Source organism: Streptomyces sp. NPDC006997, assembly GCF_040635175.1.
In the GTDB taxonomy this organism is placed as follows: domain Bacteria; phylum Actinomycetota; class Actinomycetes; order Streptomycetales; family Streptomycetaceae; genus Streptomyces.
Window position 1 is genome coordinate 26158 of the sequence record NZ_JBEYHH010000047.1, and the last position, 19534, is coordinate 45691.

The following is a 19534-nucleotide window of genomic DNA, read 5'->3' on the forward strand; positions in this document are numbered from 1 at the left end:
TCGCGAGGGCCGGGTCAGCCACGGTCGAGGCGGGCGACCCGGTGCGCGCTCAGGTCGATGACGAAGTCCCGGGCGTCGACCCACGGGCCGTTGCGCACCTTCGGGAACAGCCGTACGCAGCGGTGCGTGCCGCAGTCGTCGAGGACGGCGGGCCGGGCGCCCGGCGTGGCCTTGTAGACCATGGCGTTCAGCAGCAGCTGGTCCGGTGAGGTGAGTTCCTTCCCGGTGGCGTCCCGGTAGTCGGCCCGCAGGCCCGCGCCCAGCGGGTCGGCGATCAGCAGCCGGGCGGCCTCGGTGTTCTCCTCGCGGGTCGCCGGTGGCTGGACGCCCCGCTGGGTCGCGGTCCGCTCGACCTCGCCGGTGTCGAGGTTGACGGTCCGGGTGACGAGGGCGTCGTCGGCGTAGTCGTAGAACGTGACGTCGGCGCGCCGGGGCGCGTCCGGGGTGTCGAGTTCGCCCGGTTCCGGTTCGGCGAGTTCGACGCCGAGGCGCTGCGGACCGCGGTCCCCGTCGACGTCCTCCGCGGTGGCGCGGAGCTGGCGGTTCAGGGCGATGTCCACGACGCGTTCGGTCTCGTCGTCGGTCAGCGGGTCGCCGCCTGTGCCGGTCTCGCCCTCCGGTGGTGCCTCCTCGACGACGGCTGGAGGCGCCGTCGTCCGTCCCTGGCCGGGACCCGTCCCTTCGGCTGTCCGGCCGCCCGTGGCGGCTCTCGTGGTGTCGTCGGCGTCCGCCGTGCCCGGCAGCGTGACGGCGGCCATCACGGCGGTTCCCGCCACCGCGATGGCCGCTCCGGCCACTATCTTCCCGAGATGGCGGTGCACTGCTCTGCGCACATCTTCCCCCTACTCCGCGTTGGTCTGACGGGAGTACGTGTCCGCCCCGAGGTCGTGGCATACGGCGTATGCGCGGGGCGACCCGTAAGAGGGGCGCGGGACAGGGGTGGTTCCCTCACTTTGGGGGAGACTCGAAGCCAAGGCGCCACCCGGGGCGCGGGACACCTGGAAGAGTCGTATCCATGCAGGTCTGGCCTGGAGAGGCATATCCACTCGGCGCCACGTACGACGGCGCCGGTACCAACTTCGCGGTCTTCTCGGAGAGCGCGGACCGAGTAGAGCTGTGTCTGCTGCACGACGACGGCTCGGAGACGGCGGTGGAACTGCGGGAGAGTGACGCGTTCGTGCGGCACGCCTATCTGCCGGGCGTCATGCCCGGGCAGCGGTACGGCTACCGCGTGCACGGCCCGTACGCCCCCGAGCGCGGGCTGCGCTGCAACTCCGCGAAGCTGCTGCTCGATCCGTACGCGCGTGCGATCAGCGGGGAGGTCCAGTGGGGCGAGGAGGTCTACGGCTACCACTTCGGCGCCCCCGAGCGCCGTAACGACCTGGACTCGGCCCCGCACACCATGACGTCGGTCGTGGTGAACCCGTACTTCGACTGGGGCGACGACCGGCGGCCCCGTACCGAGTACCACGAGACGGTGATCTACGAGGCGCACGTCAAGGGGCTGACGATGCGCCACCCGGGGCTGCCGCAGGAGCTGCGCGGCACCTACGCGGCGCTCGCGCACCCGGCGGTCATCGAGCACCTCACCGGGCTCGGGGTGACCGCGCTGGAGCTGATGCCCGTACACCAGTTCGTCAACGACCACCGCCTGGTCGACATGGGCCTGGCCAACTACTGGGGCTACAACACCATCGGCTTCTTCGCGCCGCACAACGCCTACGCCTCCTGGGGCGACCGCGGGCAGCAGGTGCTGGAGTTCAAGTCGGCGGTGCGGGCGCTGCACGAGGCGGGCATCGAGGTCATCCTCGACGTGGTCTACAACCACACCGCCGAGGGCAACCACCTCGGTCCGACGCTGTCGTTCCGGGGCCTGGACAACCCGCAGTACTACCGGCTGGCGGACGACCCGCGCTACTACATGGACACCACCGGGACCGGCAACTCGCTGCTCATGCGGTCCCCGCACGTGCTCCAGCTGATCATGGACTCGCTGCGCTACTGGGTCACCGAGATGCACGTCGACGGGTTCCGCTTCGACCTCGCGGCCACCCTGGCCCGGCAGTTCCACGAGGTGGACCGGCTGTCGTCGTTCTTCGACCTGGTGCAGCAGGACCCGGTGGTCTCCCAGGTGAAGCTGATCGCCGAGCCGTGGGACGTGGGCGAGGGCGGCTACCAGGTGGGCAACTTCCCGCCGCTGTGGACCGAGTGGAACGGCAAGTACCGCGACACCGTACGGGACCTGTGGCGGGGCGAACCGCGCGCGCTCGCGGAGTTCGCCTCCCGGCTGACCGGCTCCTCCGACCTGTACCAGGACGACGGGCGACGACCGCTCGCCTCGATCAACTTCGTCACCTGCCACGACGGCTTCACCCTGCACGACCTGGTGTCGTACAACGACAAGCACAACCACGCCAACGGGGAGGACAACCGCGACGGCGAGAGCCACAACCGGTCCTGGAACTGCGGTGTGGAGGGCGACACCGACGACCCGGCCGTGCTGGAGCTGCGCGCCCGCCAGATGCGCAACTTCCTCGCCACGCTGATGCTGTCCCAGGGCGTGCCGATGATCAGCCACGGGGACGAGTTCGCGCGCACCCAGCACGGCAACAACAACGCCTACTGCCAGGACAGCGAGCTGGCGTGGGTGCGGTGGCCGTCCCCCGACGAGGTGGGGTTCCCGGACGGGGTCGACGTGCCGGGGCTGCGGGACTTCGTGCGGGCGATGGTGTGGCTGCGCAAGGACCACCCGGTCCTCAGGCGCCGCCGGTTCTTCCACGGGCGTCCCGTGGAGGGCACCCACGACGAGCTGTCCGACATCGCCTGGTTCACCCCCGAGGGGAAGGAGATGACCCAGCGGGACTGGGAGTCGGCGCGGGCGTCGGCGCTGTCGGTGTTCCTCAACGGCAACGCGATCTCCGAGCCCGGGGCGCGCGGGGAGCGCATCACCGACGACTCCTTCCTGATAATGTTCAACGCCGCGCCCCGGCCGCTGGAGTTCGTGGTGCCGGTCAACCACGGCCGCCAGTGGCAGGTCGTCGTCGACACCGCCCGCACGGACGGGGTACCGCCGGGCACCGGCCCGAAGGTGGCCGCCGGAGACCGGCTGACCCTGCTGGACCGGAGCCTGACGGTCCTCCAGCGGCCCGCCTGAGACGGCCGGGACGCCCCGCGCGGGACCGCCCGCGCGGGGCGCTCGCGTGGGCCAGTGGAGGGGGCGGGCGCCGGGGTGGTGACACGAAAGGCGGCGGGGCGGGTACGTGACACTCCATGACACCTGAGCGACGTGACCCCGCCGTGCCCACGGCCACCTACCGGCTCCAGCTCCAGCCGGAGTTCCCGTTCGCGGCCGCCGCGGCGGCCGTGCCCTACGTGGCCTCGCTCGGCGTGTCGCACCTGCACCTGTCGCCGGTCCTGGAGGCCGTGCCGGGGTCGGGGCACGGCTATGACGTCGTCGACCACGCGCGCGTGCGGGGCGAGCTGGGCGGCGAGGACGGGCTGCGGGCGCTGGCGGCCACCGCGCGGGAGCACGGCCTCGGTCTGGTGGTGGACATCGTGCCCAACCACATGGCGATGGCCCCGCGCCACAACCCGGCCCTGTGGGAGGTGCTGCGGGAGGGCCCGAAGTCGCCGTACGCGCGGTGGTTCGACATCGACTGGGAGGCGCGGGGCGGGCAGGTGCTGCTGCCGGTGCTCGGCGGGCCGCTCGGCCAGGAGACCGGCGCCCTGCGCGTCGACGGGGACGTCCTGCGCTACCACGACCACGCCTTCCCGCTGCGCGAGGGCACCGAGGACCTGCCGCTGCCGCAGCTGCTGGACGCGCAGTGGTACCGGCCGGTGTGGTGGCGGCTGGCGCGCACCGAGCTGAACTACCGGCGGTTCTTCAGCATCTCCGAGCTGATCGGGGTGCGGGTGGAGGACCCGGAGGTCTTCGACGCCACCCACGCCAAGATCCTCCAGCTGCTGCGCGAGGGCGTCGTCGACGGGCTGCGCGTCGACCACCCCGACGGGCTCGCCGACCCGGACGCGTACCTGCTGCGGCTGCACGAGGCGACCGGGGGCCGGTGGACGGTCGTGGAGAAGATCCTCGCCGACGGGGAGCGGCTGCCCGCCGCCTGGCCGGTCGCGGGCACCACGGGCTACGACGCCCTGCGGCACGTCGACGGGGTGTTCACGGACCCCGCGGGCGCCGGGGAACTCCTCGGCCAGTACCGGCGCTTCGCGGCGCCGCAGACGGACCGGGGCGGGCACTGGGAGGCGACGGTGCGGCGGGCGGCGTACCGGGTCCTGGAGCACGAGCTGGCCGCCGAGGTGGACCGGCTCACGCGGGTGGCGGACCGGCTCTGCGCCACCTCCCCCGACCCCGCCCTGCGCGACCGGGCGCCGTGGGCGCTGCACGCGGCGCTGCGCGAGCTGCTGGTCCGCCTGGAGGTGTACCGGCCGTACACCTCCGTCGACCCGGCGACCGTCCTGACGGAGGAGGCGGCTGCGGAGGCGCGGCTGGCGTTCACGGTGCCCGAGGAGGCGGGCGCGGTGGACGTCGTACGGGGGCTGCTGCTGGGGCGGTACGGGGAGGGGCCCGCGCAGACGGAGTTCCGCACCCGGTTCGCGCAGACCGCGTCGGCGCTGCGGGCGAAGTCCGTGGAGGACACGGCGTTCTACCGGTACGTGCCGCTGCTGTCGGCGACCGAGGTGGGCGGGAACCCGGGGCGGCCCGCCGTCCCGCCGGAGGAGTTCCACGCGTACTGCGCGCGCGTGCAGCGCGACTGGCCGCTGTCCGGGACGGTCGCCTCCACCCACGACACCAAGCGCAGCGCGGACGTCCGGGCCGCGCTGGCGGTGCTGACCGAGTGCCCCGCGCGGTGGGCCGACGTGCTCGCGGAGGTGACCCGCGCGGGTGACGGCGTACCCGACGCGCAGCTCGCGTGGGCGGCCTGGCAGACGGTGTTCGGGCTCGGCCCGGCGGCGCCGGAGCGGGTGGGGCAGGCGCTGCTGAAGCATGTGCGCGAGGCGGGGCTGTTCACCAGCTGGACCGAGCAGGAGCCGCCGTACGAGGACGCGGTGGCGGCGTTCGTCGCGGCGGGGCCGTGCGGGGCGGCGGGCGGCCACGTGACCGCGCTGCGGGAGGCGCTGGAGCCGCATGTCCGGGCCAACGTGCTGGGCACGGCCCTGGTCCAGCTGACGATGCCGGGCGTGCCGGACCTGTACCAGGGCACGGAGGGCGAGTACCGGGCGCTGGTCGACCCGGACAACCGGCGGCCGGTGTCCTTCCCGCCGGGCGACACGGGTGCGAAGGGTGCGGTGACGCGGGCCGCGCTGGGGCTGCGCGGGCGGCGGCCGGGCCTCTTCGGCGACGCGGCGACGTACACCCCCGTCACGGCCGAGGGTCCCGCCGCGGCGCACTGCCTCGCCTTCGTCCGCTCCGGGGCGGCCCTCACGGCGGTGACCCGGCTCTCCCTGCGGCTGGCGGAGGCGGGCGGCTGGGGCGACACCGTGCTGCCGCTGCCGCCGGGGCGCTGGGCGGACACGCTGGCGCCCGGCCGTGAGTTCACGGGGCACGCGCGCGTGGCGGAGCTGTTCGAGCGGCTGCCGGTGGCGTTGCTGGAGCGGGTGGGCGACTGAGGGCGGTCCTCCGGGGACCCGCGAGGGCGCGGGGTCGCTGGTGAAGCGCCGGATACGCCTCCGGGCGCCCCGGGGCGGCGCCCCGGCGTGTCATTGACAGCGCGCGGTGGGCGTGGGGTACTGCGGGTGCGAAGCCGGGTGGGCCGGACGGGGGTGAGTCTTCTGCTGGAGCCGCGCTATCCCTGCGTACCCCAACTCCTCGCGTGCGCCCGCACGTTGGCCGCTCAGCAGCCGAGCCTCTGCGCTCTCAGACAGGTCGGCGCGTCCCGCGCGGGCAGACCCCTGCACCTGCTGTCGGTGGGCCGCGCCCGGCGTGCCGTGCTGGTCGTCGCGGGGGCGCACGCGAACGAGCCGACCGGCGGTCCCACCCTCCTCGCCCTGGCCGAGCGGGTGCTGCACGAGCGGGTCCTGCGGACCGGGACGTCCTGGCACTTCCTGCTGTGCGCCGACCCCGACGGGGCGAGCCTGCACCGCACCCCGGCGCCCCGCAGCCTGCTCGACTACCACCTCGGCTTCTACCGCCCCGTCAGCGCCGAGCAGCCCGAGTGGTCCCCCTCCGTGCTCCCGCCCGACCGGCTGCCGCCCGAGACCCGCGCCCTGACCGGCGTCATCGACGAGCTGCGCCCCTACCTCCAGGTCACCCTGCACGGCACGGACCTGGGCGGCAGCTGGGTGCAGCTCACCAAGGACGTGCCCGGCCTCGCGGAACCCTTCGCCAGGTCGGCGGCCCGGCTGCGCATACCGGTGGAGACCGGCGCCTCGGACGCCGCGCACTGGCCGGTCTCCGGACCCGGCGTGCACGTCATGCCGGAGGCGGACCCGCGCGTGCCGTACCCGAGCCTGCCGGACGACGCCCGGCACAGCACCTGGTGCCACGTGCACCGGTACGGCGGTCTGACCGCGGTCGTCGAGGTGCCGATGTGGGCGAGCGACCTGGTCGACGACCCCGCCCCGCATCCGGCCCCGGCGCTCGCCCTGCGGCAGCTGGCGCGCCGACTTCGCGGGGACGCGCGGGAAGTGGAGCGGGCGCTCGCCGAGGCGGGCACCCGCCTCGACGCCCTGGACGGGCCGCTGCCGCGGGCCGCCCGCTGGGCGCTCGGCCTGGTGCCGGGGCTGGTCTCCGACTGGACGCACGCGCCGCCCACGGGGCGCTCCGTCGCCTACGTCGGCAGCGTGGACGCCTTCGCGCGGCGGCTGCCGCTGCGGGCGGCGGCGATGCTGCTGCGGGCGCTGCGCCGCACCGAGGACCGGGCGGCGCCGCGTCTCGAGCGGCTGGTGACCACGTGGAGCGACGCCTTCGCCGAGCGCTTCCAGGCCCGCTGGGTGCCGCTGGAGCACCAGGTGGAGCACCAGTCCCACACGGTCGTCGCGACCGCCCTACGCGCCCGCGAGCGGGCCGGGTAGGCGCACTCCCCCGGAGCCCGCCGCCCTCACCCCTCCCCCAACGCGAACACCGCCCCCGTACGCGCGCTCAGCTCGCACGGGTTGGCGAACGTCCCCCGGTACTCGACCGGGCGGCCGTGCCACCGCCCCCGCGCGTGCGCGGTCACCGGCGCGTAGACCATCGTGCAGTAGTCGTCCCGCGCCGGGATCCGGTCGATGTCGCCGTCCACCGCGGCGAGTTGCCCGCACGCCTCGGCGGCGCGCGCGTGGCCCTGCGGCGGGTCGCACAGCAGCAGGGTGCCGCGGGTGTCGCCGGACCGGTCGTCGCCCTGGGTGAGCGTCAGGTGGAGCCAGTCCCCCGCGTGGGGGGCGGGGGCCGCGCCGAGGGTGAGGAGGGCGGCGGCGGCCAGCAGACCGCCGCGTACCGCGCGCGCCGTGGTGGTGGTGTACGTCATTCCCCGTGCATCGGCACGACGGGCTCCGAACCCCACCCCGGCTCACCCGTTCGGGAGCTGTCGGAGGCGCCCCGTACGGCCAGTTCGAACGCGGCGAGGACCACCCGGCTCTGGTACTCCACCTGGTGCGGGAGGGGGATCCAGCGGGCGCCGCGGCCGTCGCGGAGGTCGGCGCACCACTGGTCGAGCAGCCGGTCCAGCTCGGGCCGGACGGCGGCGGCGTCGCGTCCGGTGTCCCTGGCGAGCTGGTGCAGCAGTCCCGCGGTGCGCAGCGCGAGCCGCCGTCCGGCGATGTGCAGGGCGGTCAGGTGGGCGGTGCTCAGCGGCGGCAGCGGATGGGCGCGGTCGGCGGTGTCGGGGTCCCAGGCGTCCGCGAGACCGGGGCAGACGAGCAGGTAGTCGCCGACGGGGGCGAGCAGCCGGGCGGCGTCCGCGGTGCCGGGGACATGAGGGCGAAGCCGCTTGAGGATTCGTTTCAGCAACCGGGTGTCATGACGGAGGGCGCCGCTGATGACCCGCAGCGCCGCGTCGGGGTCGGCGGGCGGCGCGGCGTCCTCCACGGCGGGCACGCCCCACATCGGTGCCTCGACGACGGCCGTGACGGTGCCGTAGCGGTGCGGGTGGTACCAGGTCGACTCGACGGCGGCCTCGGTGATGGCGGCGGCCAGGCCGCTCGGGCGCGGCGGCGGTATGCGGTAGACGGCGGGGCCCAGCGTGGGCCAGTACAGGGTGTCGTAGGCGCCCAGCTCGCGTGGGATGCCGAGGCGGGCCGCGGCGCGGGCGATCCGGGGCGCGAGGCCCGGCAGGTCGCGGGTCAGCTCGACGAAGCCGCCGCCGACGTCGACGCCGTGCAGGGAGCACTGGAAGAAGGGCCGCAGCTCGTCCTGGAGGGCGAGCAGCGCCCGGGTCTCCGGCAGCGCGGCGGCGTCCGCGCCGTGCGGCAGCCACTCGGGCTGTTCCAGGAAGGCGGGCCGGTAGAACTTCCGGAAGTAGTCGTCCAGGACGTACGGCCCCGCCAGCCAGCCCTCGTTGCGGCGCAGCCCGTCGGGGTCGAGGCACAGCAGCAGGTTCCAGGTGGTGTCGGCGCCCTCGGTGAGGCCGGGGTCGACGAGCGCCCGCTCGGCGAGGCGCAGCGCGGTCGCCCCGCCGACCGGCTCGTTGGCGTGCGGTCCGGCGACGACGAGGGTGTGGCGGCTGCCGTGTCCGACGCTCAGCAGCCACAGGGGCGCGCCCGCGCGGGAGGTGCCGACACGGCGCAGCCGGGCGTCACGCGGATGCCGGGTGACGAGTACGGCCGCTTGCTCGCCCAGCTCGTCGACGCTCGGGTAGCGGAGGAGTGGCGGCAGGGCACACCTCCACGAAGTGGTGCCGTCGGTTCACCTGGTGTGCGTGGTGTACGCACAGTCAGTCACGACTTGGGGTGTACGTCAACACCGCCACGAAAGGGCCCACTTGGGTCACGCGTACGGTTCCGCCTCAGTGCGCGGCGAGCCGGAACAGCATCTGGCCGAAGCCGATCTGGTCGCCCTCGCGGACGACGGCGGCGCCGATGACGCGCCGTCCGTTCACCGTCGTCCCGTTGGTGGAGCCCAGGTCGCGGAGCACCCACAGGCCGCCCTGGCGGCTGAGTTCGGCGTGCACGCGCGAGACCGTCTCGTGGGTGAGCCGGAGGCCGTTGACGGGGTCGCGGCCTATGCGCAGCGGGTGGCCGGTGCCGGGGTGCGGGAGCTGGAGCTTGGGCAGCCGCTCGGACTGCCAGGCCCGGCGCAGCCGCTCGGTGAACCCGGAGACGGCCTCCACGGTGCCGAACACCAGCCGGGAGACCCGGCCGCCCTCGCTGGGCAGGTCGGCGGTGAGCGCGGCCAGTTCGTCGGAGCGGCGGGCGGCGAGCGCGAGTTCCATCCGCCGGATGAAGGTGTCGTGCGACAGGCGGCCCATCGCGACGCCGTCACGCAGCACCTTCAGCGCTTTGTCGCGTTCCGCGTCGGACGGCCGCGCGAGGGGCGTGGGGAACTCGAAGGACGACGTCACGCTGGTGATTGTCGGTCAGCGAACCCCCGGTGTCCAGAAGACCGGGGACCGGCCCACCACGCGCGCGTGCGACGCCCGCACCTGACGACACCGGGTGCAAAAGAAACGATCCGCGGGCGGACTGATCTCGTTTCAAGCACCATGGACTGGCTACATCACGGTGAGCAGACGAAGGGGAACCGTCCGTGCAGTTCGAGGTGTGGGCACCGCAGGCCAGCCGGGTCACGCTCCAGTGCGAGGGGGTCCCGCGCGCGATGCGGCCGGACCCGGAGCGGGCGGGGTGGTGGACCGTCGAGGCCGAGGCGCGGGACGGCACCCGGTACGGCTTCGCGGTGGACGACGGCCCCGTGCGGCCCGACCCGCGCTCCCGGCGGCAGCCGGACGGCCCGGACGGGCTGAGCGCGGTCGTCGACCAGGAGCGGCACGCGTGGCGCGTCGAGTGGCCCGGCCGCCCGCTGCCGGGCGCGGTGCTGTACGAGCTGCACGTGGGCACGTACACGCGCGAGGGCACGTTCGACGCGGCGGCCGGGCGCCTCGACCACCTCGCGGAACTGGGCGTCACCCATGTCGAGTTGATGCCGGTGTGCCCGTTCCCGGGGCGGCACGGCTGGGGGTACGAGGGGGTGTCGCTGTGGGCCGTGCACGAGCCGTACGGCGGCCCCGAGGGACTGAAGCGGTTCGTGGACCGGGCGCACGAGCTGGGGCTCGGGGTGGTCCTGGACGTCGTACACAACCACCTGGGCCCGTCGGGGAACTACCTGCCGTACTTCGGGCCGTACTTCACGGACACCCACCACACGCCGTGGGGTTCGGCCGTCAACCTGGACGCGCCCGGCTCGGACGAGGTCCGCGCGTACCTCGTCGACAGCGCGCTGGCGTGGCTGCGGGACTTCCGGCTGGACGGGCTGCGCCTGGACGCGGTGCACACGCTGGTCGACACGCGCGCGTGCCACTTCCTGGAGGAGCTGTCGACGGCCGTGGACGCGCTCGCCGCGGAGACGGGCAGGCCGCTGTTCCTGGTCGCGGAGACCGAGCTGAACGACCCGCGGCTCATCGCGCCCCGCGAGGAGCACGGCGTGGGGCTGCACGCGCAGTGGAGCGACGACTTCCACCACGCCCTGCACGCGGCGCTGACGGGTGAGGGGCAGGGCTACTACGCCGACTTCGCCCGCGCCCCGCTCGCCGCCCTCGCCAAGACCCTCACCGGCGGCTACTTCCACGACGGAACCTACTCGTCGTTCCGCGGCAGGCACCACGGGCGCCCGCTGGACCGCTCCCGGGTGGCGGGGCACCGGCTGCTCGGCTACAGCCAGACCCACGACCAGGTCGGCAACCGCGCCCGGGGCGACCGGCTGGCCGCGCTGGTCTCCCCCGGGCTGCTGGCCTGCGCGGCGGCGGTGACGCTGACGGGGCCGTTCACGCCGATGCTGTTCATGGGCGAGGAGTGGGCGGCGGGCACGCCCTGGCAGTTCTTCACCGACCACACCGACCCGGAGCTGGCGGAGGCGGTACGGCGCGGCAGGCGGCGGGAGTTCGCGGCGCACGGCTGGGCCGAGGAGGACGTGCCCGACCCGCAGGACCCGGCCACCCGCGACCGGTCGTGCCTGGACTGGTCCGAGCCGGAGCGGGAGCCCCACGCGCGTGTGCTGGCCTGGTACCGCCAGCTGATCGCGCTCCGTCACGACCAGCCCGACCTGACCGACCCCGACCTCGGGGAGGTCAAGGTGGCCTACGACGAGGAGGCCCGCTGGCTGGCCTACCGGCGCGGGGACGTGTGCGTGGCCGTCAACCTCGGGAAGGAACCGGCGGTGATCCCGCTGGGCTCCCGCCCCGCGCGGGTGCTCGCGGCGTGGGAGCCGGTGGGGGCGACGGACGCGGAGGGCCGTCTGCACGTGCCCGGTGAGTCGTGCGTGGTGCTGGTCCAGCCGTAGGAGCCCTCACAGGGCGTCGTCCGCGCCGTCGCCCGGGAGGTCCGTGACCCGTTCCAGGAGGATCGCCTCCCAGGCCCGGCGCAGCCGCGTCCGCAGCAGCGGCAGCGGGGTGCCGCCGCCTTCGGCGAGCCGCTCGGCGAGGTGCAGCACCGCGTCGCAGCGGGCCAGCCACAGGCCGCGCAGGCAGGGCCGGGCGCCGTACCCGGCGAGGGTGGCCGCGCGGACCGCGGCGGGCGCGCCGACGGCGCGGGCGAGTCCGGCGATGTCCTCGGCGGGGTCGCCGACGACCGCGTCGGTCCAGCCGAGGACGCCGCGCACCCGGCCGTCGGCGCTGACCACGAGGTGGTCGTCGGCGAGGGCGTGGTGGACCAGGACGGCGGAGCCGGGCTGCGCGGCGAGCTGCACGGCGGCGGGCGGGGTGAGCTGGTGCAGCCGGGCGGCGTCGAACTCGTCGGCCTCGGCCAGCCGTCCCGCGGCCCGTGCGGCGGCCCGGCGCAGCCCCTCCAGGGAGCGCGGGGCGAGCCGGTCCACCCCGAGCTGCTCCGCCTGCCGCGTCGGCACCTCGCGCAGCCCGGTGAGCAGCCCGGCGAGGTCGGCCTCCCCGACCGCGGACACCTCGTGCCCCTCGGCGGAGCCGCCCGCGACCCTGCCGTCCAGGGTGTACGTCAGTCCGGGCGCCCACTCGCCGTGCGCGACGCTGGTCGGCACGGCGACCGGCAGGTGCGGCCGGACCAGTTCGCGCAGCCGCAGCTCCCGGCGCTGGCGGGCGGCGGCGTCCCGGTCGGGGGCGAGCCGCAGCACCTGGCGGCTGCCGACCCACCAGGTGGAGTACGCGCCGCCCGCGGCGACCGGCCGGACGTCCGGCCCGCTGGCCGCCGTACCGGACGGGGCCGTCCCGGGGTCCCTGAGCAGGGCGTGCAGCAGTCGGCGGACGGTGTCCGCGGTGGGGGCCGGTGTCTGGGTCATGGGTCGCGCCGTTGCCGTGTCGGGGAGGTGCGGGCCTGCGGGGGCGGGTCAGTCCACTACCACCATCTCGCGGGTGGTGTCGTTGAGGCGACGGCCGCCGTCCTCGGTCACGACGACGATGTCCTCGATGCGCACCCCGAAGCGGCCGGGCAGGTAGACGCCGGGTTCGACGGAGAAGCACATGCCGGGCACCAGCGGCAGTTCCTCGCCCTCGATCATGTACGGCGGTTCGTGGGTGGTGACGCCGATGCCGTGGCCGGTGCGGTGGATGAAGTACGCGCCGTACCCGGCGTCGGTGATGACCGCGCGGGCGGCCCGGTCGACCTCCTGGCAGGCGACGCCGGGCCGGACCGCCCGGAAGCCGGCCTCCTGCGCCTCGCGTACGAGGTCGTGGACCCGGCGTTCCTCGTCGCTGGGTTCGCCGACGTGGACGGTGCGGGAGGTGTCGGAGCCGTAGCCGTCGCGCAGGCCGCCGAAGTCCAGGACGACCATGTCGCCGTGGCGTATGACGCGGTCGGCGGCCTCGTGGTGCGGGTTGGCCCCGTTCGGTCCTGAGGCGACGATGGTGAAGTCCACCTGGGAGTGGCCGTGCCGGCGCAGCAGGTCGGCGAGGTCGGCGGCGACCTCGGACTCCCGTCGGCCGCTGAAGGGGACCTTCCGGATCTCCTCGAACGTCGCGTCGGCGGCCGCTCCGGCGGCCGCCATCAGGTCCAGTTCGGCGGCGTCCTTGACGGCGCGCAGCATGGGCAGCGCCGCGGTGAGGGCGGCGTAGGAGGTGCCCGGCATGGCCTGCTGGAGGCCCAGCAGGTGCATCGCCCAGGCGTTGTCGCTGATGCCGAACCGGCCGCCCGCGCCGAGCAGGTCCGCGGTGGCGGCGTAGGGGTCGACGCCGTCGGTCCAGTCCCGCAGGGCCAGCGCGGGCGCGCCCGCCGCCCGGGCCGCGTCGGGGGCCTCCAGGGTGGGCACGACGAGGGTGGGCGTCCGCCCGGCGGCGAGCACCAGCAGGGTGAGCCGCTCGGTGACGGCGGGCGGCGCGTACCCGGTGAGCCACACCAGGTCGGGGCCGGGCGCCACCAGCAGCCCCGCGAGGCCCACGTCGGCGGCGGCCCGCGCGGCACGCTCCATGCGGGCCCGGTAGGTGTCGGCGGTGAAGGGCGCGGGCGCGGTGCCGGTCATCCGGGCCTCCGTGGGTCGGGCGAGGGAACGCGGGGACGTGGGGACGTGGGGACTACGAGCAGCATCCTGCCCGCAGGCGGGAGGCGGCGCGAGCCGGTTTGCCGGATGGGGCGTGTCCGGTCGTGTCACGCCCCGGCCTCGGCCCTCACACGACGACGCCCGGCCGTACCGACAGCTGCTGGTAGCCGCCGCTCTCGTGCCGGACCGTGATCAGCGCGGCCTCCCCCGGCGGTGCCCCGGCGACGGCGCGGACGAGGTCGGCCGCCGTGTCGACGCGCTGGCCGCCGAAGGTGAGGAGGACGTCGCCGCGGACCAGGCCCGCCGCGTGGCCGGGGCCGGGGACGTGGACGCCGACGACCAGGGCGCCGGACTTCGCGGCGTCCAGGACCTCCAGGCCGAGGGTGGCGCGGGCGGGCGGGGACGCGGGGAGCGCCGGTGCGGACTGGGGGGAGGTGGCCGCGGGCGGCGCCGCGGGAGCGCTGGGGGCGGCCGGTGCCGTGGCCGTGCCCGGCGCACCCGGGTGCCCGGCCTGCCGCTGGACGTCGGCGAGCTTGCTCATGCCGATCACCGTGGCGCCGACGGTGCCGAGGCCGACCCCGGACAGGACCAGGACCGTGCCGGTCAACAGCCCGAAGAGCAGGGTGGTCAGCCGTCGGCCGCGGCGCCGCGCGGCATGGGGACGGCGGGCCCTGCCGAAGCGGGCGAAGCGGGTACCGGAGCGGGTGCCGGTGGCGGAGTCCGTCCCGGTGCCGGGCTCCTGACCGGGCATCGGCTTGGGACGCAGCGCAGTCTGTTCCATGGATCGCCTCCGGCTGATGCACTACCCCGCACACCGGCGCACGACGTGCCACGAAAGAGTGAGAATGCCCCCGGTCAGGAGCGGAAGGAAGGACCGGGACCGCGGCTCACCGGGGCGCCAGCAGGAGGTCCGTCAGCGCCCCGCCGCGCCTCTCGGCGCCCCCGCGCACACCAGTTCGGTCCGGTGCGCGACCCGCGGCTCCACGACCGGCACCGCCACCGCGCCCGGCACGCCGCTGGCCGCCGTCCGCGGCAGCACCGTCAGCCCGTGGCCCGCGGCGGCCAACGCGGTCAGGGCGCGCACGTCCACCCCCTCGTAGCGCAGCGCGGCCCGGAAGCGCCCGGCGTGCGCCGGCCTGAGCCGGGCCAGCGGCAGCCTGGCGTCGGGGGCGTCCAGCCAGCGCGCGTCGGCGAGGTCGCCCAGGCGCACCCCGGCACGCCGGGCCGGCGGGTGGGCGTCGGGCAGCGGCACGCACACCGGCTCCTCGGCCACCGTGCGCGGTGAGGGGCGCCACGTCGGGCAGCCGCAGCGGATCGCTGGGCGCGGCCGGACCCACCTGCCCGGCTGTCCCTTCTTCCTGGCGACGCTCTGCCCGCCGGAGCTGTCCGGGGACGGCGCGCGCCCGCATCCGGTGATCCGGGCGCTGGCGCGCGCCGCGGTCGCCCACGCCGGGCGGCGGGAGACCGTGTGACGTCGTTCAGCCCACGGTGAGCGGCGGGGCCGGGGGCCGGTCCGGGACGAAGCCGTGGGCGCGGCGGGCGAGGTAGTCGGCCCGGTAACGCGGCACGTTGCGGTGCCAGTTGAGGATGCCCGCCATCCAGTTCTCCAGGGCGGACACATAGCCGTCGAGCATCGCGCGGACCTCGGCGGACAGCCCGAAGTCCTCGCAGACGACCGGCAGTTCGGTGTGGACGACGTGCTGGAACTGCCGCATCCGCTGGTTCAGCAGGTCGCCCACGATGCCGAGCGCGGTCGGGTAGTCGCAGCCGAAGAAGTGCTGCACCACCAGGACGGAGTTGTGGATCTCGCCCTCGTACTGGATCTCCTTCTGGTACGAGAACACGTCGTTGACCAGGCAGGCGTAGTCCATGGCGGCGTTCTCCAGGGAGCGCACCGGCCCGCTGCGGTACACCTCCGGGGGGATCGCGGGGCCGTGGCCCATCCGGCACAGGCCCATGGTGAGGTCGGAGCCGAAGGTGGAGCGGCGCATCTCCAGGTAGTCGACCGGGTCGGGGACGCGGTTCTGGATCTGGTTCGACAGCTCCCACAGCCAGCTCTCCGTCATCACGTTCACCGCGGCCTTGAGGTTGCGGCGGGCGCCCTCGTCCATCTCGGCGGTGGTGCGCCGCCACAGGTCGCTCAGGGCGCGCTCCATGGCGTTGACGGGGACGAGGGTCTCCTCACCGGCCACCGGCATACAGGCGGCGAGGCGTTCGGTGGTGAGCCGGGCGGCGGCGAGGTCGCGGCGGTGGCCGTAGACGAGGGGGTAGTAGTCGTCGCCGTAGGTGCCGAAGGCCAGCCACCGGGCGCTGAGGTCGAGGGCCTCGGAGGTGCCGTCCGGGTCGAGCCCCGCGGAGCACAGCGGGAGGTCGCAGGAGTCGAGCTTGTCCTCGTCCCAGACGCCCTCGCTGAGCATCCCCATGCGCCCGGCCCAGGGCAGCAGTCGGCGCCGCGCCCCGTCCAGGTCGGGGTTGAGCCGGACCTGGAACGGCATGAGGATGTCCGGGATCCGGGAGGGCCCGACCGTCTCGAACGGCACGTGGGTGTAGGCGCGCAGCCGCTCGGCCCCGGCGTCGGCGAGCAGCGCGCGGATGTCGGTCCCCGAGACGCCGAGGCCGGTGGGGCCGGTGGGGCCGGTGTGGCCGCGGTTCCACGGGGTGGCGGCGGCCTTCTCGTTCATGTAGCGGCTGGAGCGCAGGTGCCACTCGTGGCCGCCGGACTGCCAGTCCTGGAGCCCCTTGGTGTACGCGGCGACCGCGGCGACCTCCGCCGGGCCGAGGCCCTTCTCGGCGGCGAGGGCGGGCACTTCGGTGAGCGCGGTGTGCTCGAACTGGTGCAGCCGGGAGGTGAGGATGTCGTTGACGGTGTCGGCGGCCTCCTGCGTCGTGCACCCGAAGAACGTCTCCACCACGAGCACGCCGTTGCTGTTCTCGCCCTCGTCCTCCACCTCCCGCTGGTAGGAGAACAGGTCGTTGCGCAGGTGCACACCGTCGGAGAACGTCTCCATCAGCACCCGGAGCGGCCTGGACTCGGCGACGGCGGCGGGGACCTCGGCGGTGGCGTACTCCACGAGCCCGGCCGACCAGGGCGCGCCACCCACCTTGCGGCGCATCTCGATGTACTCGACGGGGTTGGCGATCCGCCCCTCGTTGATGTTGGACAGCTCCCACAGGGACTCGTTCAGCAAGTGCTCGGTGGCGACGGTGAAACGGCGCCGCCAGTCGGTCGACATCGACGGCACGGTGCGCGCCCACAGGTCGGCGAGGCCCGCCTCGACCGGGTTCTCCGGCTCGGGCACGGGCGTGGCGAGGTCCAGCGGCATGAACAGCGGCAGCCGGTCCAGGTGGGCCTTGCCGCCCGGCCGGTCCTGGGTGCGCTTGAACAGCTCCAGGAAGTGGTCGTCGAAGAAGAAGACCCACACGTACCAGTCGGTGATGAGGGAGAGCGCCGGGCCGTCGCAGTCGGGGTGGGTGTAGGCGCAGAGCAGGCCGTAGTCGTGCGCTTCGAGGTCCGGCCGCTCCCAGACCCCGGAGCCTTCCAGCATCCCCATCTCGCGCGCCCACGCGGTGGAGTGGGCGCGGGCCTCCTCGACGTGCGGGTTGAGCCGCGTGGGGTACGGCATGTAGAAGTGCGGGAGTTCGAAGGGCTGCGTCATGGCCGGGGGCTACCCGGGGCCGTACGGCGCCATCCGCCCGCCGGGACATGATCACACCATCGCGTGAATCGCCCGGAAACCACGCGCCTCGGGCTCAGGTCCGTACCTGGATCAGGGCGTGGCTGCCCGCCGTCCGCCAGCGGTCGCCCTCGGCGGCGTCCAGCGCGGCCTCGGTACGGGCGTCGAGTCCGCAGACCACGTCGGACTTCAGGGTGCGCAGGGCGGCGACCGGGCCGGGGAAGTGGGCGGTGAGGTCGGCGAAGGGCGTGGTCGGCGGCCAGCGCCGGTCGCCCACCAGGCGGCGGTAGTTGAGGTCGCCCTTGACGACGGTCAGCGCGGCGGCGCCGAACTCGGCGCGCAGGTCGGCGGGGAGGTCCGTGAACGGCAGCGGGGCGGCGGCGAAGGGGTGGGCGCGCAGCACCAGCCGCCCGTCGCCCAGCGCGTCCCAGAGCCGCGTCCCGTACGCCGCCGCGGCACCCGGCGCCGCGCGGAGCCGCCGCAGGGCGTCGAGGACGTCGGCGGCGGTGGCGTCGGAGACGTAGTACGGGTACGGCTTGACGTACAGCACGGCCCGCTCGGCCAGCCGTCGGCCGAGGACGTGGGCGATCAGCAGCAGGTCGGGGACGAGTTCGCGGCCCGCGTTGTCGGCGATCAGGCAGAGCGTGCCGGTGCCGGTGAGCAGCGGCCACAGGGCGTCGCTGTCGTCGGCGACCAGCGCGGGCACCGGACCGGCCTGGTCGGCGCCCGCCGCGGAGAGCCGGAAGCCCAGGTCGGCGCGGTTGCCCCAGAGGGAGCCGTGCAGCAGCGCGGTGGCCTGTTCCGCGGCGGGACGGCCCTCCAGGTCGTCGAGCGCGGCGAGTTCCGCGTCGGTCTCCGGGGCGTCGAGTTCGGTGAGCTTGGCCGGGCGGAAGGGGTCGACGCCTTGCCAGGGGCCGGGGGTGAAGTAGCCGACGGCGTCGAGGAGTCGCCGGTAGAAGTAGCTCTCGGACCACAGCCAGGGCGCCTCGAACCAGGAGCGGCCGGTGTGGTCGCCGAGGCCCCAGGCCGCCCAGCGGTCCCGGTCGTGGGCGCCGTCGGGGAGCGGTTCGACCACGCCCCTGAGGCAGCTCGCCAGCAGCGCGTCCAGGGCGCGGCGCCGTTCGGGGTCGTACGGGAAGGCGTCCCGCACCTGCTGGATGATCGCGGGGTGCCGCTCGGCGAGGACGGAGTGCGGGAAGGAGCCGGGCGCGTCACCGAGGATCACGGGCGGTGTGTCGGACATGCGGCTCACCGTACCCGCGCGCCCGGGCCGGACCCCGGGCGTGACGCCTCAGACGGTCCTGGTCTCCCGTTCCAGTTGGGCGGCGAGGCTGAGGTAGCGGGGGCGGCGGGTCACCGGGACCAGGGCGCGGACGAGGAAGCGCCACATCTCGGCGACCCGGCGGGGCAGCCGGGCGTACGGTTCGAGGGTGCGGCCGGTGACCCGGGTGCCGACGAGGAAGCTCACCAGGGCGTGGGCGGCGGCCTCGACGTCGGTGTCCGGATGGATGTCGGCCTCCTTGGCCGCGCCGCGGAACCGGGCCGAGGCCAGGTCGAGCAGTTGCGTGAACGGGTGCGGCAGCGGCGGCCGTACGGCCATCCCCGAGGAGGCGAGCCGCAGTCCCGCGCGGGCGACCGGCAGGTCCACCGCGAGCCGGGTGAGCTGGAAGGTGATCCGCATCAGCGCCTCCAGCGAGGAGCAGCCGGTCTCCTCCACCTCGTGGGCCAGCCGCCGCAGGGTCCGGGACTGGAACTCCATGATCTCGTGCGCCAGGTCCTCCTTCGCGGCGAAGTGGAAGTACAGGGCTCCCTTGGTGACCCGGGCGTGCTCGACTATCTCGCTCAGACTGGTCGATTCGTAGCCGTGGCTGTCGAAGAGGTCGGCGGCGGCCTCGATGATCGTCGCGCGGGTCTGTTCGGCGCGTAACTGCCTCGCCATGGGCTGGACTCCCTGAAAAGTACGGGTCACACCGTATTTTTGTTACCGCGCGCATACGATAACTCACGGGGCCCCGCTACCCTAGAGGGCGGTCGTGAGTCTGACCAGCGTACGGGGGGACGGGTGGGGCGCGCTCCTATGATCCCGACCCGGGAACTATACGGGGTGGGCGGTTTCATAATGGGCGGGAAATGGCTGGTGAGTGACCGCATATGACAGAAGGGCGGGCCGACCGGTGCCCCTCCGCACCGGCTCCCGCCCTGCTGGAGCTGGCGGCCCGGGACGAGCGCGAACACGGCCTCGGCGACCTGCCGTACCCGCCCGAGTACCCCAAGATGC

General features: G+C 74.7%; 14 protein-coding genes and 1 pseudogene. 4 read left to right on the forward strand and 11 right to left on the reverse strand.

The annotated features are described in order from the left end of the window. Positions 1-14: 14 nt before the first annotated feature. The gene (locus tag ABZ659_RS32045; RefSeq protein WP_360227126.1) at positions 15-833 is read right to left on the reverse strand and encodes a Tat pathway signal sequence domain protein; all 819 of its coding nucleotides are present in this window, start codon (positions 831-833) and stop codon (positions 15-17) included. A 182-nt stretch (positions 834-1015) separates the two neighbouring features. Here ABZ659_RS32045 and glgX point away from each other — a divergent pair, with 182 nt between their 5' ends. The 3 genes from glgX to ABZ659_RS32060 all read left to right on the forward strand — a co-directional run bounded on the left by glgX (position 1016) and on the right by ABZ659_RS32060 (position 7026). Then, positions 1016-3154, forward strand: coding sequence for a glycogen debranching protein GlgX (gene glgX, locus ABZ659_RS32050; RefSeq protein ID WP_360227129.1), 2139 nt, complete (start codon positions 1016-1018; stop codon positions 3152-3154). A 116-nt stretch (positions 3155-3270) separates the two neighbouring features. Then, positions 3271-5622, forward strand: coding sequence for a malto-oligosyltrehalose synthase (gene treY / locus ABZ659_RS32055; RefSeq protein WP_360227132.1), 2352 nt, complete (start codon positions 3271-3273; stop codon positions 5620-5622). Between the two features lie 153 nt (positions 5623-5775). Then, on the forward strand, positions 5776-7026 hold the full coding sequence (locus ABZ659_RS32060; RefSeq protein ID WP_360227136.1) for a M14 family zinc carboxypeptidase: 1251 nt from the start codon (positions 5776-5778) through the stop codon (positions 7024-7026). A gap of 26 nt (positions 7027-7052) precedes the next feature. On the opposite strand, the gene ABZ659_RS32065 is transcribed toward ABZ659_RS32060, so the two are convergent. The 3 genes from ABZ659_RS32065 to ABZ659_RS32075 all read right to left on the reverse strand — a co-directional run bounded on the left by ABZ659_RS32065 (position 7053) and on the right by ABZ659_RS32075 (position 9491). Beyond that, positions 7053-7460 carry an SSI family serine proteinase inhibitor gene (locus tag ABZ659_RS32065; protein WP_360227139.1) on the reverse strand — a complete coding sequence of 136 codons (408 nt, stop codon included), beginning with the start codon at positions 7458-7460 and terminating at the stop codon, positions 7053-7055. Next, positions 7457-8806, reverse strand: a complete 1350-nt coding sequence (locus tag ABZ659_RS32070; protein WP_360227174.1) for a M14 family zinc carboxypeptidase — start codon at positions 8804-8806, stop codon at positions 7457-7459. Before ABZ659_RS32070 ends, ABZ659_RS32065 begins: the two co-directional genes overlap by 4 nt. 130 nt (positions 8807-8936) lie before the next feature. Then, positions 8937-9491 carry a DUF1707 and FHA domain-containing protein gene (locus ABZ659_RS32075; RefSeq protein WP_360227142.1) on the reverse strand — a complete coding sequence of 185 codons (555 nt, stop codon included), beginning with the start codon at positions 9489-9491 and terminating at the stop codon, positions 8937-8939. Between the two features lie 185 nt (positions 9492-9676). Between ABZ659_RS32075 and treZ the strand changes: the two genes are divergently transcribed. After that, a complete protein-coding gene (gene treZ, locus ABZ659_RS32080; protein WP_360227145.1) occupies positions 9677-11422 on the forward strand; it encodes a malto-oligosyltrehalose trehalohydrolase in 1746 nt (581 codons plus the stop codon). Between the two features lie 6 nt (positions 11423-11428). Here the strand turns inward: treZ and ABZ659_RS32085 are convergent, their stop codons facing one another. The 7 genes and pseudogenes from ABZ659_RS32085 to ABZ659_RS32115 all read right to left on the reverse strand — a co-directional run bounded on the left by ABZ659_RS32085 (position 11429) and on the right by ABZ659_RS32115 (position 19195). Then, a complete protein-coding gene (locus ABZ659_RS32085) occupies positions 11429-12388 on the reverse strand; it encodes an aminoglycoside phosphotransferase family protein (RefSeq protein ID WP_360227148.1) in 960 nt (319 codons plus the stop codon). A gap of 48 nt (positions 12389-12436) precedes the next feature. Continuing rightward, positions 12437-13564, reverse strand: coding sequence for an aminopeptidase P family protein (locus ABZ659_RS32090; RefSeq protein ID WP_360227151.1), 1128 nt, complete (start codon positions 13562-13564; stop codon positions 12437-12439). A gap of 145 nt (positions 13565-13709) precedes the next feature. Then, entirely contained in the window at positions 13710-14363 is a 654-nt protein-coding gene (locus tag ABZ659_RS32095; RefSeq protein WP_360227154.1) for a PDZ domain-containing protein, read from the reverse strand. 132 nt (positions 14364-14495) lie between these two features. After that, positions 14496-14925: pseudogene (locus ABZ659_RS32100) on the reverse strand (LysR substrate-binding domain-containing protein); the annotation flags it as partial. A 135-nt stretch (positions 14926-15060) separates the two neighbouring features. Continuing rightward, positions 15061-17238: a germacradienol/geosmin synthase Cyc2 gene (cyc2, locus tag ABZ659_RS32105; RefSeq protein WP_360227157.1), complete on the reverse strand. Its 2178-nt coding sequence runs from the start codon at positions 17236-17238 to the stop codon at positions 15061-15063. Between the two features lie 94 nt (positions 17239-17332). Next, the gene (locus ABZ659_RS32110) at positions 17333-18499 is read right to left on the reverse strand and encodes a damage-control phosphatase ARMT1 family protein (RefSeq protein ID WP_360227160.1); all 1167 of its coding nucleotides are present in this window, start codon (positions 18497-18499) and stop codon (positions 17333-17335) included. A gap of 48 nt (positions 18500-18547) precedes the next feature. After that, complete coding sequence (locus ABZ659_RS32115; protein ID WP_360227163.1) at positions 18548-19195, reverse strand: ScbR family autoregulator-binding transcription factor; 648 nt, start codon at positions 19193-19195, stop codon at positions 18548-18550. Positions 19196-19534 lie beyond the last annotated feature (339 nt).